The sequence below is a fragment of the Xanthomonas hyacinthi genome (genome assembly GCF_009769165.1).
GTDB lineage: Bacteria > Pseudomonadota > Gammaproteobacteria > Xanthomonadales > Xanthomonadaceae > Xanthomonas_A > Xanthomonas_A hyacinthi.
Genome location: NZ_CP043476.1, coordinates 3,442,656 through 3,457,705 on the forward strand (window position 1 = coordinate 3,442,656; position 15,050 = coordinate 3,457,705).

Annotated in this window: 12 protein-coding genes and 2 pseudogenes; 13 read left to right on the plus strand and 1 reads right to left on the minus strand. The window is 70.1% G+C overall.

Going from position 1 to position 15,050, the window contains the following annotated elements; genetic code table 11:
• The 3 genes from FZ025_RS15220 (at position 1) to pbpC (ending at position 5,151) form a co-directional block, all read left to right on the plus strand.
• Positions 1-1,215, plus strand: coding sequence for a sigma-54-dependent transcriptional regulator (locus tag FZ025_RS15220; RefSeq protein WP_046980691.1), 1,215 nt, complete (start codon positions 1-3; stop codon positions 1,213-1,215).
• An 803-nt stretch (positions 1,216-2,018) separates the two neighbouring features.
• Positions 2,019-2,522 carry a sensor histidine kinase gene (locus FZ025_RS22035; RefSeq protein WP_208803819.1) on the plus strand — a complete coding sequence of 168 codons (504 nt, stop codon included), beginning with the start codon at positions 2,019-2,021 and terminating at the stop codon, positions 2,520-2,522.
• Between the two features lie 205 nt (positions 2,523-2,727).
• Positions 2,728-5,151, plus strand: coding sequence for a penicillin-binding protein 1C (gene pbpC, locus FZ025_RS15230; RefSeq protein WP_046980692.1), 2,424 nt, complete (start codon positions 2,728-2,730; stop codon positions 5,149-5,151).
• Positions 5,152-5,631: 480 nt separating this feature from the next.
• Here the strand turns inward: pbpC and FZ025_RS15240 are convergent, their stop codons facing one another.
• Positions 5,632-6,114, minus strand: coding sequence for a peroxiredoxin (locus FZ025_RS15240; protein WP_046980693.1), 483 nt, complete (start codon positions 6,112-6,114; stop codon positions 5,632-5,634).
• A 167-nt stretch (positions 6,115-6,281) separates the two neighbouring features.
• Here FZ025_RS15240 and FZ025_RS15245 point away from each other — a divergent pair, with 167 nt between their 5' ends.
• The 10 genes and pseudogenes from FZ025_RS15245 to FZ025_RS15285 all read left to right on the plus strand — a co-directional run.
• Positions 6,282-6,749, plus strand: coding sequence for an Hsp20/alpha crystallin family protein (locus FZ025_RS15245; protein ID WP_046980694.1), 468 nt, complete (start codon positions 6,282-6,284; stop codon positions 6,747-6,749).
• 136 nt (positions 6,750-6,885) lie between these two features.
• The gene (locus FZ025_RS15250) at positions 6,886-7,770 is read left to right on the plus strand and encodes a DnaJ C-terminal domain-containing protein (RefSeq protein ID WP_046980695.1); all 885 of its coding nucleotides are present in this window, start codon (positions 6,886-6,888) and stop codon (positions 7,768-7,770) included.
• A gap of 270 nt (positions 7,771-8,040) precedes the next feature.
• Positions 8,041-9,147, plus strand: coding sequence for a glycine cleavage system aminomethyltransferase GcvT (gene gcvT, locus FZ025_RS15255; RefSeq protein WP_046980696.1), 1,107 nt, complete (start codon positions 8,041-8,043; stop codon positions 9,145-9,147).
• 126 nt (positions 9,148-9,273) lie between these two features.
• On the plus strand, positions 9,274-9,669 hold the full coding sequence (gene gcvH / locus FZ025_RS15260; RefSeq protein ID WP_046980697.1) for a glycine cleavage system protein GcvH: 396 nt from the start codon (positions 9,274-9,276) through the stop codon (positions 9,667-9,669).
• A gap of 476 nt (positions 9,670-10,145) precedes the next feature.
• Positions 10,146-10,550, plus strand: a complete 405-nt coding sequence (locus tag FZ025_RS15265; protein WP_146093625.1) for a hypothetical protein — start codon at positions 10,146-10,148, stop codon at positions 10,548-10,550.
• Between the two features lie 338 nt (positions 10,551-10,888).
• Positions 10,889-11,320, plus strand: a complete 432-nt coding sequence (locus FZ025_RS15270) for a histone H1-like repetitive region-containing protein (protein ID WP_046980698.1) — start codon at positions 10,889-10,891, stop codon at positions 11,318-11,320.
• Between the two features lie 203 nt (positions 11,321-11,523).
• Positions 11,524-11,667 (plus strand): annotated as a pseudogene (locus FZ025_RS22455) (IS1595 family transposase); the annotation flags it as partial.
• A gap of 363 nt (positions 11,668-12,030) precedes the next feature.
• Positions 12,031-14,031: a DNA repair helicase YoaA gene (yoaA, locus tag FZ025_RS15275; RefSeq protein ID WP_104559002.1), complete on the plus strand. Its 2,001-nt coding sequence runs from the start codon at positions 12,031-12,033 to the stop codon at positions 14,029-14,031.
• A 79-nt stretch (positions 14,032-14,110) separates the two neighbouring features.
• Positions 14,111-14,812, plus strand: coding sequence for a tRNA (adenosine(37)-N6)-threonylcarbamoyltransferase complex dimerization subunit type 1 TsaB (tsaB, locus tag FZ025_RS15280; protein WP_046980199.1), 702 nt, complete (start codon positions 14,111-14,113; stop codon positions 14,810-14,812).
• A pseudogene (locus FZ025_RS15285) lies at positions 14,809-14,993 on the plus strand (ADP-ribosylglycohydrolase family protein); the annotation flags it as partial. The gene tsaB and the pseudogene FZ025_RS15285, both read left to right, overlap by 4 nt.
• Positions 14,994-15,050: the final 57 nt, after the last annotated feature.

A 15,050-nucleotide genomic window follows, 5' to 3' on the forward strand; every position in this document is an offset into this window, starting at 1 on the left:
ATGAAAGCGCTGGCCGACGCGCCGCGCATCCTCGTCGTCGACGACCAGGCGGACGTGCGCGAGGCCTTGCGCATGCTGCTCAAGAGCGCCGGCTACGGCATGGTCGGCGCCGAGTCGCCGGAACTGGCGCTGGCCTGCCTGCGCGGCGACGAGTTCGCCGCGGTGCTGGTGGACATGAACTATGCCCGCGACACCACTTCCGGCGCGGAAGGCCTGGCGCTGATCGCGCAGATCGCCGCGCAGTGGCCGGGGCTGCCGGTGATCGCGATGACCGCCTGGGCCAGCATCGAATTGGCGGTGGCGGCGATGCGCGACGGCGCGGTGGATTTCATCGAAAAGCCGTGGCAGAACGCACGCGTGCTCGCGGTGCTGGACAGCCGCATCGCGCTGGACCGCAGCCGCCGCAACGCGCAGCGGCTCGGCGAGGCGCAGGCCTTGCTGCTGCAGGACAGCGCCGCCGGCTTCGTCGCCGAATCGGCGCCGATGCAGCGCCTGGTCGAGGATCTGCTGCGCATCGCCGGCAGCGGCGCCAACGTGTTGCTGCTGGGCGAGAACGGCACCGGCAAGAGCCTGCTCGCGCAACTGCTGCACCAATGGTCGCCGCGCCGTGCGCAGGCCTTTGTCAAGGTCAACATCGGCGGATTGGCGCCGACCCTGTTCGAGGCCGAATTGTTCGGCCACGTGCGCGGCGCCTATACCGACGCGCGCCAGGACCGCGCCGGCCGCTTCGAACTGGCCGCGGGGAATTTCCGCCAGGACCTGCTGTACCGGCTCAACACCTTCCAGTTGCGGGTGCCGCCGCTGCGCGAGCGCGGCGCCGACATCCTGCCGCTGGCGCGGCACTACCTGGCCGCCGCCTGCACGCGCTACCGGCGGCCGCTGCCGGTGCTGGCGCGCGACGCCGAGCGCGCCTTGCTCGGCTACGCCTGGCCCGGCAACGTGCGCGAACTGGCGCACGCGATGGAACGCGCCGCGTTGCTCGCCGACGGCGCCACGCTGGGCAGCGACGACCTGCGCCTGCAACCGGCCGCGGCCGCGGCGCCGGCCTTGTCGACCCAGCTGACCCTCGAGGAAGCCGAGGCGCTGCTGCTGCGGCAGGCGCTGGCGCAGCAGCAGGGCAACCTGCAACGCACCGCCGATCAGCTCGGCATCACCCGGCAGAGCCTGTATCGGCGCCTGGGCAAGCACGGCCTGCGCAGCGATGACGGCGGCTGAGCGGCAACGCCGGCGACCGCTGTGGCTGGCGGCGCCGGCCGTGCTGGCGTTGGCGCTGGTACTCGCGGTCGGCGCGCCGCGGCCGCCCGAGGCGGCCGTGCTGATGCTGTGCGTACTGGCGCTGACCGCGGCGCTGTGGCGCTGGCAGCAGCGCGATGCCGGGCAGCGCCTGCGCACCCTCGGCGGCCTGCTCGAGGCGCTGCGCGAGGGCGACTACAGCGTGCGGGTGACGCAAGGCGCGCGATCGCGATGCAGACGGCCTGCTGCAGCGCTTCAACGCATTGGCGCAGCGCCTGCAGGACGAGCAGCGCGATTCGCACGAAAGCCTGCAACTGCTGAGCAAGACCCTGGCGGCGCTGGACGGGGCGGTGTTCGCGTTCGAACAGGACCAGCGCCTGCGCCTGGTCAATCCGGCCGGCGAGCGCCTGCTCGGCGTCGCCGCCGAGCAGCTGATCGGGCAATCGGCGCAGGCGCTGGGCCTGGCCGGATTGTTCGCCTTGCCCTCGGGTAGCATCCACGCGCATGCCTTCGCCGGCCAGCAGGGGCGCTGGCAGATCGGCCACGCCGCGTTGCGCAGCCGCAGCCAGGCCGGACAGCTGCTGCTGGTGCAGCCGATGGAGCGCGTATTGCGCGAGGAGGAGGCGCAGGCTTTCCGCCGCCTGTTGCGCGTGCTCGGCCACGAGATCAACAACTCGCTGGCGCCGATCGCCTCGATCGCCGACACCCTCGCGCGCCTGCTGGCGGCCGCGCCGGCCACGCTCGATGCCGAACTGCACGAGGACCTGCGCAACGGCCTGGGCGTGATCGAACAGCGCAGCGCGGCGCTGCAGCGCTTCCTCGGCGGCTATGCGCGCCTGGCCAGGCTGCCCGCGCCGGTGCCGACGGCGGTGGCGTTGGCGCCGCTGTGCGCGCGCGTGCAGCGGCTGCTCGACGATGCGCGGATCCAGCTCGAGGTCGAGCCGCAGTTGCGGCTGCACGCCGACGCCGACCAGCTCGAGCAGGTGCTGATCAACCTGCTGCGCAATGCGCTGGAATCCGGCGGCAGCGCGCCGGTGGCGCTGCGCGCGCGCCGCGACGGCGCCAGCGCGTTGATCGAGGTCCTCGACGGCGGCGCCGGGCTGCCGCCCAGCGACAACCTGTTCGTGCCGTTCTTCACCACCAAGCCCGGCGGATCGGGCATCGGCCTGGTGCTGTCGCGGCAGATCCTGGAGGCGCAGGGTGGCAGCCTGAGCCTGCGCGCACGTATGGATGCCGCCGGCAGCGTGGCCACGCTGCGCCTGCCGCTGGCGCCGGACGGCCGCGAGTGATGTCGGCCCACGTATTCAACTCGGATACCTGTAGTTGGCGAAGTGCTGTGGGAGCGACTTCAGTCGCGACGGACTTTCTCGGTAAGGCCCGTCGCGACTGAAGTCGCTCCCACAAGTTTCGTGGTCTGCAAATGGATCGGGTGAAAACATGCTCGCCGCGTCGCCACCGCAACAGGCAAAATAGCCGCTTCCATCGGGAGCCCGCATGTCGCAGGACGAGACCGCCGCCACGCACCCCGCGCGGCGCACCTGGCGCTGGACGCGCCTGCTGCCGCGGCCGCATTGGGGCCGCACGCATTGGCGCGTGCTGCGCTGGGGCACGGCCGCGTTGCTGGCCACGCTGTTGCTGCTGGACCTGGCGTGCCCGCTGCCGCTGCCGAAATCGCGCGATACCTCCACCCTGGTGGTCGCCGCCGACGGCACCCCGCTGCGCGCCTTCGCCGACGGCAACGGCGTGTGGCGCTACCCGGCCACGCCGCAGAGCGTGTCGCCCTTGTACCTGCAGGCGCTGCTGAACTACGAGGACCGCTGGTTCTGGCATCACCCCGGCGTCAATCCGTGGGCGCTGCTGCGCGCCGGCAAGCAATGGGTCTTCTCGCGCCGCATCGTCTCCGGCGGTTCCACCCTGACCATGCAGGTGGCGCGGATCCTGATGCCGCAGAACGCGAGCACGCGTACCCCGCTGGGCAAGCTGCAGCAGCTGCTGCGCGCGCTGCAGCTGGAAGTGCATCTGAGCAAGCGCCAGATCCTGCAGCTGTACCTGGAGCGCGCGCCCTACGGCGGCACCATCGAAGGCGTGGAGGCGGCGAGCTGGGCCTATCTGGGCAAGCCCGCGGCGCGCCTGTCGCAGGCCGAGGCGGCGCTGCTGGCGGTGCTGCCGCAGGCGCCGAGCCGGCTGCGTCCGGACCGGCATCCCGAGGCCGCACGCGCCGCGCGCGACAAGGTGCTCGAGCGCATGGTCGACCTGCAGGTGTGGCCGCGCGAGCAGGTCGACGACGCGCGCATCGAACCGGTGGTGGCGCGCTCGCTGCAGTCGCCGATGCACGCCGCATTGCTGGCCGAGCGCCTGCGCCGGCAATCACCGCGCGCCACGCACATCGTCTCCAGCATCGATGCGGATCTGCAGCGCACCCTGGAGGACCGGGTCAGCGCGTATTTCTCGCAGTTGCCCGAGCGCACCTCCGCGGCGTTGCTGGTGGTCGACAACCGCGACCTGCAGGCGCGCGCCTACATCGGCTCGGTGGTGTTCGGCGACCGCAAGCGGCTCGGCGACGTGGACATGGTGCAGGCCTGGCGCTCGCCCGGCTCCACGCTCAAGCCGTTCCTGTACGGCATGGCCCTGGACGATGGCCTGATCCATTCGGAGAGCCTGCTGGTGGACGCGCCGCAGAGCTTCGGCGACTACCGCCCGGGCAATTTCGACGAGGCCTTCAACGGCCCGGTCGGCGCCGCCAGCGCCTTGCGCCTGTCGCTGAACGTGCCGGCGGTGGACCTGCTCGAGCGGGTCGGGCCGGCGCGTTTCGCCGCGCGCCTGAACAATGCCGGCATCGGCCTGAAGTTCCCGCGCGGCAGCACGCCGAACCTGGCCTTGATCCTCGGCGGTACAGGCGCGCAGCTGGAAGAACTGGTTGGCGCCTTCGCCGCGCTGAACCGCGACGGCATCGCCGGACACGTGCGCTACACCGCCACCGACAAGGTCATCGAGCGGCGGTTGATGTCGCCCGGTGCGGCGTGGATCGTGCGCGAGATCCTCGAGGCCAATCCGCGCCCGGGCTATGGCGTCGGCACCTTCGACGTCGGCACGCGCCCGCGCGTGGCGTGGAAGACCGGCACCAGCTACGGCTACCGCGATGCCTGGGCGATCGGCAGCACCCGCCGCTACACGGTCGGGGTCTGGGTCGGGCGCCCCGACGGGACGCCGCTACCCGGCCAGTACGGCGCGGTGACCGCGCTGCCGCTGATGTTGGAGACCATCGACAGCCTGCCGCGCGCGCGCGGCGACAACGCGCCGCGGCCGATGCCGGGCAACGTGCAGCAGCTGGACGTGTGCTGGCCGCTGGGCATCGTCGCCGAACAGACCCCGCCCGCCCTGTGCCAGCGGCGCTTCCCCGCCTACGCGCTGGACGGCGCGGTGCCGCCGACCTTCGCCGAGCGCGACGCGCGGCTGTGGAGCGCCGGCCGCGACACGCTGCAGGTGGATGCGCGCAGCGGCCTGCGCCTGTCGCCCGATTGCGCGCGGCCGCACACGCCGGTGCAGCGCGAGCTCGCGCGCTGGCCGGCGCTGCTGACGCCGTGGCTGCACGCCAGCGAACGCCAGGCCGGACAACTGCCCGCCCTGGCGCCGGACTGCCGCGACGACGGCCGCGGCGGCAACGACGTGCTGCGCATCGAAGGGCTGAACGACCGCGCCACCCTGGCGCGCGCCCCGGGCAGCAGCAGCGTGCGCCTGCAGGTGCACGCGCTGGGCACCACTGCGCCGGTGGACTGGCTGCTGGATGGGCGCTGGATCGCCCGCACCGAGGGCGCACGCCACTTCCAGCGCGATTTCGCCGACGCCGGCGAGCACACCCTGACCGCGCTGGCCAGCAACGGCGCCTGGACCCAGGTGCGGTTCCGGGTGTTGCACTGAGTGCGCCCGACAGGCCATTCCTTCGGCAGTGGGGAATGGTTGTGGGAGCGACTTCAGTCGCGACGGGGCTTTGTCGGGAAAGCCCGTCGCGGCTGAAGTTGCTCCTACAGGGAGCGCGCGGCGGGGTTACGCAGACGCAGGATCTTGTTCCGACCGCGACGGGCTCTATCGGTGAATCCCACCGCGGTTGCCACAAAAAAGCGCCCGGCATGTGCCGGGCGCTGATGTCATGCATACGACTGGTCGGATTACTTCCCGATCCACCCTTCCAGCAAGTCGGCGAACTCGTCGGCATGTCGATCGCCGCCTCGCGGTCGGCGCTGTAGCGCTTGGCGATCACGCCGTCCTCGATGCTCTGGCGGGCGTTGGTGCGCAGCGCGGCGGGATCGGTGAGGCCGGCGGTGCGCCGCAGCGGCTTGGCGTCGTTGGCTGGCTTGTTGGATATGGCTGGCCGGTTCCTGTGTGGCGGGTGAAGGGAGATCAGTCGGGGAGATGCTGCAGCACGTAGTCGGCGGCGGAGACCTTGAATTCGCCCGGCGCCTCCACGAACAGCGCGCGCACCACGCCGTCCTCGGCGTACAGCGCGAAGCGCCGCGCCCGCACGCCCATGCCGTAGCTGCTGGCGTCCATTTCCAGGCCCAGCGCCTTGGCCAGTTCGCCGTTGCCGTCGGACAGCATCTGCAGGCCGTCGGGTACCAGCTGGCTCTTGCCCCAGGCCTGCATCACGAACGGGTCGTTGACCGCCATGCAGTACACCGCGATGCCGCGCTTGCGGAATTCCTCGAAGTGCTCCACGTAGCCGGGCAGGTGCTTCTCCGAACAGGTCGGGGTGAACGCGCCGGGCACCGCGAACAGCAGCGCGTTGCGGCCGTCGAACAGACTGCGCGTGTCCACCTGCTCCACGCCCTCGCGGATGCGTTGCAGGACCACTTCGGGAATGCGTTGGCCGGGCTGGATGGGCATGTCGGGCTCCTTGGATGAATCGAGTATAGAAATCGGAATGGGAAGCCGGCGTCAAGGCCCTTGAAAAGCGCGGACCCATTCCTATCTGGCAGGCATGGCGGCGGGCCTGGCCCGGCGCCGCGAACCACCCGTCAGGGTTCATCCCATTCACGTTCAAGGAGACCACGATGAGCATCATCCGTTATCGCCCGTTGCCGGCCCAGGCCGCGTTCCAGAACGAGATCAAGCAGGTGTTCGACCGCTTCTTCGACCCCAACGGCGGCACCGACGAGTCGGCCGTCGTCACCGCGCAGTGGGTGCCGCGCGTGGACATCAAGGAAGAGGCCGAGCGTTTCGTGCTGTACGCCGACCTGCCCGGCATCGACCCGTCCGAGATCGAGGTGTCGATGGACAAGGGCATCCTGTCGATCAGGGGCGAGCGCAAGAGCGAGTCCACCGCCGACAGCGAGCGCTTCTCGCGTATCGAGCGCCGCTACGGCAGCTTCCACCGCCGCTTCGCGCTGCCCGACAGCGCCGATCCCGACAACATTTCCGCCAGCGGCTACCATGGCGTGCTGGAAGTGCGCATCCCCAAGCGCCCGGCGAGCACGCCGCGCCGGATCCAGGTCGGTAGCGGGGCCACGATCGTGCAGTAAGCGCCCGCCCGCGTCGGCGCCGCCGCGGCGCCGCCGCGCCTTCGCGGCCGGTCAGTAGAATGGCCGGGCGATGGTGCGCAGCATGCAACCGGCCCGTTGCCGCAAGGCGGCGGGCCGACTCTTTTTGAGGTGATGGATGGAATTCAAGGATTACTACGCGACCCTGGGTGTGGAGCCCAGCGCAGGCGACGCCGAGATCAAGACTGCGTACCGGCGGCTGGCGCGCAAGTACCATCCCGACGTCAGCAAGGAGGCCGGCGCCGAGGACAAGTTCAAGGCCATCAACGAGGCCTACGAGGCGCTGCGCGATCCGCCCAAGCGCGCTGCCTACGACCAGCTGCGTGCGCAGGGCTACCGGCCCGGCGAAGAGTTCCAGGCCCCGCCCAACTATGGCGGCGCGCAGGGCTACGATTTCGAGGAAGTGTTCGGCAACGGCGGCGCCGGCGGCGGCTTCAGCGATTTCTTCGAGAGCCTGTTCGCGCGCCAGCAGCGCGCGCGCCAGGGCGGTGCCGGTCCCGGCCCGGGCGCGGCGCCGCGCGGCGACACCCGCGCCAAGCTGGCGGTGCCGCTGGAAGCGGTGCACAGCGGCGACAGCGTGCGCATCACCATCAACGGCCGCCAGCTGGACGTGCGCGTGCCCAAGGGCGTGCGCCCTGGCCAGGTGATCCGGCTGGGCGGGCAGGGCAACGGCGGCGGCAACCTGCTGCTGGAGATCGAGTACGCCGCGCACCCGCAGTTCGAGGTGGACGGGCTCAACATCCTGTACACCCTGCCGGTGACGCCGTGGCAGGCGGCGCTGGGCACCAGCATCAGCGTGCCGACCCTGGGCGGCGCGGTGGAACTGAAGATCCCGCCGGACTCGGATGCCGGGCGCAAGCTGCGCCTGCGCGGCCGCGGCCTGCCGGGCACCCCGTCGGGCGACCAGATCGTCGAACTGGAAGTGCTGGCACCGGCGCCGGAGACCGAGGCGCAGCGCAAGGCCTATCGGAATCTGGCCAAGGCGTTCGGCGAGGCGGGTTGATTTAGGTGAGCCGGGATCGGGGACCAGGGGATGGTCGCGAGTGCCTTGCTTTTGGGCTGTTCTGTAGCAGGGGCTGAAGCCCCTGCTACAGAACAGCGCTTGTGCCGGAGCTGCAAAAAGGGCCGTTTTTCTGCAAAAAGCGGCCCTTTTTGCATCAAATCGCCTGACATCGATTTGTCCCGGGACAGAGCATCCTGCCGTCCCGCGTCCCATTCCCTCTGCCCCCACACAGGCGGCGATAATGGGCAACTTTACCCACGGACCCGCGCCATGACCCGCAAGACCATCCTCAACGACAGCCATCGCGCCCTCGGCGCCAAGATGGTCGACTTCGGCGGCTGGGATATGCCGATCCACTACGGCTCGCAGATCGACGAGCACCACCAGGTGCGCCGCGACGCCGGCATGTTCGACGTCAGCCACATGACCGTGGTCGACCTGCATGGCGCACAGGTACGCGCGTTCCTGCGCCATCTGCTGGCCAACTCGGTGGACAAGTTGAAGCTGCCGGGCAAAGCGCTGTACACCTGCATGCTCAATCCGCAGGGCGGAGTGATCGACGACCTGATCGTCTACTACATGTCCGACAGCTTCTTCCGCCTGGTGGTCAACGCCGCCACGCGCAGCAAGGATCTGGCCTGGATCGGCGAGCAGGCGCAGGCGTTCGGCGTGGAGGTGCGCGAGCGCGAGGACTTCGCGATGATCGCGGTGCAGGGTCCCAATGCGCGCGCCAAGGCGATCGGCCTGCTGCGCGAGGAGGATCGCGCCGCGGTGCAGAAGCTGGGCCGCTTCGCCGCGTTCGAGGCGACCTCGAGCGACGGCGTGGCGCTGTTCGTCGCGCGCACCGGCTACACCGGCGAGGATGGATTCGAGATCGTGCTGCCGCAGCAGCGGGCAGTGGCGTTCTGGAACGCGCTGCTGCAGGCGGGGGTCGCGCCGGCCGGGCTGGGCGCGCGCGATACGCTGCGCCTGGAGGCCGGCATGAACCTGTACGGGCAGGACATGGACGACAGCGTGTCGCCGTACGAAGCCGCGCTGGCCTGGACCGTGGCGCTGGACGAGGGCCGTGTGTTCATCGGCCGCGACGTGCTCGAGGCGCAGAAGGCCAGCGGCGCGCCGCGGCAGATGATCGGCCTGGTGATGGACGAGAAGGGCGTGCTGCGCCACGGCCAGAAGGTGCTCACCGCGCAGGGCGAAGGCGAGATCCTGTCCGGCACGTTCTCGCCGACGCTGGGCAAGGCGATCGCGTTCGCGCGGGTGCCGGCCGGCGAGCCGGGGCTGGTGCGGGTGGACATCCGCGGCAAGGACGTGCCGGTGCGCGTGGTCAAGTTCCCGTTCGTGCGCGAAGGCCAGGTCCAGCCCGGCGTGCTCGGCTGAGCCGGCCGCGGCGGCGGCCTTCCCGCCACCGACGGGCGGCCGCTGCGTCTCCCGCTGCGTTGCGGAGCATCCGCTTCGCTACACTATCCCTCCATCCCCGACACCGTCTTCTTCCGGAGCAGCCCCATGAGCGAGATCCCTGGCGACCTCAAATTCCTCAAGTCCCATGAATGGGCGCGCGTCGAAGGCAACGGTCGCGTCACCGTCGGCATCTCCGAGCACGCCCAGGGCCTGCTCGGCGACCTGGTCTACGTCGAGCTGCCCAACGTCGGCGACGACGTCGTCGCCGGCAACGGCGTGGCCGTGGTCGAGTCGGTCAAGGCCGCCTCGGACGTGTACAGCCCGCTCAGCGGCAAGGTGGTCGAGGTCAATGCCGCGCTCAGCGACAAGCCGGAGACGATCAACGAGGACGCGTACGGCGAAGGCTGGATCTTCGTGCTGGAGATCGCCGACCCGGAGCAGTTGAACGAGCTGCTGGCCCCGGACGACTACGCCGAGCTGCTCGAGGAAGACGGCCACTGAGCCGACCCGCCTCCTCGCGACAGCCGAACCGGCCGCCTTGTGCGGCCGGTTTCCGTTTGCGGCGGCGGACGCCGGCATCGCCAAAAGAGCAGCTGGGTTTCGCCAGCCAGGCGATCGGCGTGGCAGCGGGCGGGTGCGCTACCGCGGATGCGGTCTGCCAGGCGCGCCGCAGCGCGGGCGGCGATGCGCACGCCGCGGCTCCGCCGCCGCCGACAGGCGGCATCGCGGCATCGACACCGGTACGCGGCGAACCACGCGTCGGATTTTTGGCAGTGACGGTGATGTGGATCGCAGGCGTGCGCCGCGCGCGGAGCGTCCGCCGAGTGCAGCAGCGCTTGCCGCGCTGCGGCCATCGTCGGCGCGCGGCGTCGCGTTCGACCTGCCGCGAGCGTGGTCGCTGCGGCGTGCATGCGAGGCGAACGCGGATCGGCAGCGCGGGTGCCGGGCAAGACGCAACCCGACGCGTGCGACCGCGTGTGCGTGATGTGCCGGTGAGGAACACGCGCAGACAAGCGGACGCCGCCGCGGCAGCGTCGCTGCACCGCGATGCGGCGCATGCGCACGCTGCCAAGCGTCGAACAGCGCGAAAAAGTTTGCGCAGTTTCGCCTATTTGCTCTTGTGCGATGCCGGAACAGCGCATGCCGCGAAAAGTTTTTTTCAGCTTGCGGACAGGCGCGCGTGCGCGCGCCTGGATGCCGCCAGCGCCGCGCGCGGCGGCACGCGAAACTGTCGGTTGCGTTGGCCTGTTGCAAAAAAGCACGGGAATTACCGCTGTTTTTGTTTGCGTGGAAGATTGGCGGCGGGGTTCGCCGCTGCTGCCGTCGCGGTCCGAGCGCTGCCGATCGCGGCGATCGGCGCCGTCGCGACGCGCGGCGCCTGAAAAAAAATTGCGCGGAACTGTTGACAGTAAAAAAAAGCGTGATTAGGTTTCGCCCAGCAGACGTTGCTGCGCAAGCGAGTGAATCGGATCGACATCGAAACGCGAAGCACGACTTGGACATCCGCCAGGAACCTGATGATGGTGGAGCAGGTGTCGCTTCCCTCCGAGAAACGCAACGTCTCCCCTGGCACGGCACCCGTATCGAGCTTCGGTACGGGTGTTTCTGTATCCGACCCGGCCCGCAGCGCGCGCCGGCGGGTCCTGCAGGCGGACCATCGCCGCGGGTTTGCTTTAACTGGGCGTTTTCAATCCATAGTTCACTGACGAGGAGCCATCCCATGGCCACGAAGAAAGCTGCGAAAAAGAAGCCGGCCGCTAAGAAAGCGGTCAAGAAGACTGCCGCCAAGAAGCTGGCAGCGAAGAAGATTTCGGTAAAGAAGGCGGTCGAGAAAGTCGCCAAGAAGGTCGCCAAGAAGGTCGCCAAGGTAAAGAAGGCGATCAAGAAGGCGGCCGCCAAAAAGACCACCGCGAAGAAGGCGGTGAAAAAGACGGCGAAGAAGGCAGCTGCAAAGAAAGCCGTCCCGAAGAAGGCGGTAAAGAAGACTGCGAAGAAGGCCGTCGCCAAGAAGGCCGTGAAGAAGTCGGCTGCCAAGAAGCCGGCCGCCAAGAAGGCCGTCGCCAAGAAGGCCGTGGCAAAGAAGAAGCCGGCCGCTCGCAAGAAGAAGGCCGCGCCGGTCGCGTTGCCGGCAACGCCCGCGCCGCTGATCTGATCCGATCCATCCCGATAGCCGTACCTAAGCCCTCTCCCCGGTGCCCAGCGGGGAGGGAGCTTTTTTATTTCAGCCCGGTGGCTTTGCTGTAGGAGGGGTTTCAGCCCGACGCCTTACCGGGACCCGATTGCCGATCAATCGCATCTCCTGATCCGGGGCTGGCCGGTGCTGCACGCCGCTGATGCTGCAGAGGCGATGCGGCGATGGCCAAGAAGAACCTGATCCAGTTCCAGGCGGGCATGAGCCTGCCGGCGTTGCTGGAGTCCTATGGCAGCCAAGCGCAATGCCGGCCAGCGGTGTTCGAGCAGCGCTGGCCGCAAGGCTTCCTTGGCCAGGCCTGCGGGCATCGCTGGACAACGGCAAGAACGCCGTGCATGGCAGCTCCCACGCGTTGCGCCCCAAGGACCTGCGGCGCGGCCTCAGCGCGGTCTGCTACCGCTTCAACCGACGCTTCGGCCTGGCGGCCTTGGTGCCACGATGGATCTGCGCCGCCCTGCATCCAGCACCGCGGCCCTATCGGCTCGCGACGCTGGATGGGCGATGTGGAGAATCAGGTCCCGGTGACGCGTCGGAGCTGAAGCCCCTCCTACAGAAGGCGGTTGGGCTGGGGCTGCAAAAAAAGCCGCTTTTTTTTAAAGTCGGCACTTTCTCATCAAATCGCTTGACAGCGATTTGCCCCGGGCCATCATCCTGCGGTCCCGAGTCCCCCCATGTCCCTCGCCCATGCCAGCACCGAAGCGCTCAGCGAAGGCGGTGCGCTTGCCCGCCAACTCGATGCGTTCGTGCCGCGCGCGGCGCAGTTGCGTTTGACCGCGGCCATCGCCGAGGCGTTCGAGCAGCGCGACGTGCTGCTCGCCGAGGCCGGCACCGGCACCGGCAAGACCTATGCGTACCTGGTGCCGGCGCTGCTGTCGGGATTGAAGACCATCGTCTCCACCGGCACCCGCGCGCTGCAGGACCAGCTCTACCACCGCGACCTGCCGCGGGTGCGCGCGGCGCTGGGCGTGGGCTTGAACAGCGCGCTGCTGAAGGGCCGCGCCAACTATCTGTGCAAGTACCGGCTGGAGCAGGCCAAGGGCGAGCCGCGCTTCACCGCGCGCGAGCAGATCGCCCAGTTCCAGCGCATCGTCGCCTGGGGCGCACGCACCCGCTTCGGCGACATCGCCGAGCTGGAGGCGCTGCCCGACGATTCGCCGCTGCTGCCGATGGTCACCTCGACCATGGACAACTGCCTCGGCAGCGAGTGCCCGTTCTGGGGCGAGTGCTTCGTGGTGCAGGCGCGGCAGCGCGCGCAGGCGGCCGACGTGGTGGTGGTCAACCACCATCTGCTGCTGGCGGACCTGGCGCTGAAGCAGGAGGGCTTCGGCGAGATCCTGCCCGGTGCGCAGGCCTTCGTCATCGACGAGGCGCACCAGCTGCCGGAACTGGCGGCGAACTTCTTCGGCGAGAGCTTCGGCATGCGTCCGTTGCAGGAGCTGGCGCGCGATTGCGTGACCGAGAGCCGCCACGTCGCCGGCGCGCTGGCCAGCCTGCAGGCGCCGGTGCAGGCGCTGGAGCAGGCCTTGCGCGAACTGCGCGCGGCGATGGAAGGGCTGCCCACCCGCGGCACCCAATGGCGGCTGCTGGCCAAGCCGCAGCTGCGCGACGGTTTCGACGCGCTGCTGGCGGAACTGGCGCGCTTGCAGGAGAGCCTGGCGGCGCTGCGCGCGGCCTCGCCCGGCTTCGACGCCTGCGCCGCACGCGCGCAGGAGATGCGCGCGCGCCTGGGCCACTGGCTCGGCGACGACGCGCCGATCCCGGATTTCGACGCCGAGCCGGCACCGCCATCTAGCGACGTGCTGTGGTACGAACTGAGCGCGCGCGGCTTCCGCTGCCAGCGCACGCCGCTGGACGTGTCCGGCCCGCTGCGCCTGCACCGCGAGAAGTCGCACGCGGCCTGGGTGTTCACCTCGGCGACGCTGGCGGTGAAGGGCGATTTCGAGCACATCGCCACGCGCCTGGGGCTGAGCGATCCGATGACCCTGCTGCAGCCCAGTCCGTTCGACTGGGCGCGGCAGGCGCTGTGTTATTTGCCGGCGCTGCCGGACCCGAACGCGCGCGGCTTCGGCACCGCCTTGATCGCGGCGCTGCATCCGGTGCTGCAGGCCTCGCAGGGCCGCGCGTTCCTGCTGTTCGCCTCGCACCGCGCGCTGCGCGAAGCCGCCGAGGCGCTGCGCGACGGGCCGTGGCCGCTGTTCGTGCAGGGCGAGGCGCCGCGCGCGAGCTTGCTGCAGCGGTTCCGCGAGTCCGGCAACGGCGTGCTGCTCGGCTCGGCCAGTTTCCGCGAAGGCGTGGACGTGGTCGGCGATGCGCTGAGCGTGGTGGTGATCGACAAGCTGCCGTTCGCCGCGCCGGACGATCCGGTATTCGAGGCGCGGCTGGACGCGATCCGCCGCGACGGCGGCAACCCGTTCCGCGACGAACAGCTGCCGCAGGCGGTGATCGCGCTGAAGCAGGGCGTGGGCCGGCTGATCCGCAGCGAGAGCGACCGCGGCGTGCTGGTGCTGTGCGATCCGCGGCTGCTGTCCAAATCCTACGGCCGCACCTTCCTGGAGTCGCTGCCGCCGTTCGCACGGACGCGCGATGTCGAGGACGTGCGCCAGTTCTTCGGCGCCGGCGCCGCGGCGCTGGTGGATAATCACGACGACGTCGCGTCGCCGCCGTTCGACTAGCCGGCGCCCGGCATCCGCTTCTCGCTCTTCGCTTCGCTTTTTCGATTCCCGAATCCCCATTTCCGATTCCCGGCCCCCAATGAACATCCTCGCCTTCGAAACCGCCACAGAAGCCCTGTCCGTTGCCGTGCATGTCGATGGCAAGGTCCTGGAGCGCTTCGAACTCGCGCCGCGCCGGCATGCCGAGCTGGCGCTGCCGTGGGCCGAGCAGTTGCTGGCCGAGGCCGGCATCGCCCGCAGCCAGCTCGATGCGATCGCCTTCGGCCGCGGCCCCGGCGCGTTCACCGGCGTGCGCCTGGCGATCGCGCTGGCGCAGGGCATCGCCCTGGCGCTGGATCTGCCGGTGCTGCCGGTGTCCACCTTGCACGCGCTGGCCTTGCGCGCGCCGGCCGCTGCGCCGCGCGTGCTGGCCGCGATCGATGCGCGCATGGGCGAGATCTACGCGGCCACGTTCGCGCGCCACGCCGACGGTCTGCACGCGCTGACGCCGGAGCAGGTGCTGGCCCCGGACGCGTTCGTGCTGCCGGATGCGGATGCGCACTGGCACGGCGTCGGCACCGGCCTGGCGGCGATCGACGGCGTGCTGCGGCGGCGCCTGCACGCGCAGTTGCGCAGCGTCGATGCGCAGGCCTTGCCGCATGCCGCCGACGTGCTGAGCCTGGCGCTGGCCGCGTATGCGCGCGGCGAAGCGGTCGCGCCGGAGCGCGCCGAGCCGGCCTACCTGCGCGACAACGTGGCGCTGACCCTGGCCGAGCAGCAGGCGCAGCGGGCCGTACGATGAGCGTGGTGCTGCGCGCGGCCAATCTCGGCGACGCCGCCGCTGGCACCGCGGCGAGCTGCGGGCAGCTGGCTGGCGCCTTCTACGGCATCGACGGCATCCCCGCCGCCTGGCGCGCGCGCAGAATGCAGCGGGGATCGTCGCGCTGGCCGATCGCCTGCATCGGGCCAGCCTCGCGCGGTGAGGACGGGCGGGGACGCCGGCCGCCCTCGGCCGGCGCCCTGCACATCGCCGGCTCTAC

Coding starts and splice junctions, on each gene's coding strand:
- FZ025_RS15220 (WP_046980691.1), top strand. CDS start 1: ATGAAAGCGCTGGCCGACGCGCCGCGCATCCTCGTCGTCGACGACCAG.
- pbpC (WP_046980692.1), top strand. CDS start 2,728: ATGTCGCAGGACGAGACCGCCGCCACGCACCCCGCGCGGCGCACCTGG.
- FZ025_RS15240 (WP_046980693.1), bottom strand. CDS start 6,114: ATGCCCATCCAGCCCGGCCAACGCATTCCCGAAGTGGTCCTGCAACGC.
- FZ025_RS15245 (WP_046980694.1), top strand. CDS start 6,282: ATGAGCATCATCCGTTATCGCCCGTTGCCGGCCCAGGCCGCGTTCCAG.
- FZ025_RS15250 (WP_046980695.1), top strand. CDS start 6,886: ATGGAATTCAAGGATTACTACGCGACCCTGGGTGTGGAGCCCAGCGCA.
- gcvT (WP_046980696.1), top strand. CDS start 8,041: ATGACCCGCAAGACCATCCTCAACGACAGCCATCGCGCCCTCGGCGCC.
- gcvH (WP_046980697.1), top strand. CDS start 9,274: ATGAGCGAGATCCCTGGCGACCTCAAATTCCTCAAGTCCCATGAATGG.
- FZ025_RS15270 (WP_046980698.1), top strand. CDS start 10,889: ATGGCCACGAAGAAAGCTGCGAAAAAGAAGCCGGCCGCTAAGAAAGCG.
- yoaA (WP_104559002.1), top strand. CDS start 12,031: ATGTCCCTCGCCCATGCCAGCACCGAAGCGCTCAGCGAAGGCGGTGCG.
- tsaB (WP_046980199.1), top strand. CDS start 14,111: ATGAACATCCTCGCCTTCGAAACCGCCACAGAAGCCCTGTCCGTTGCC.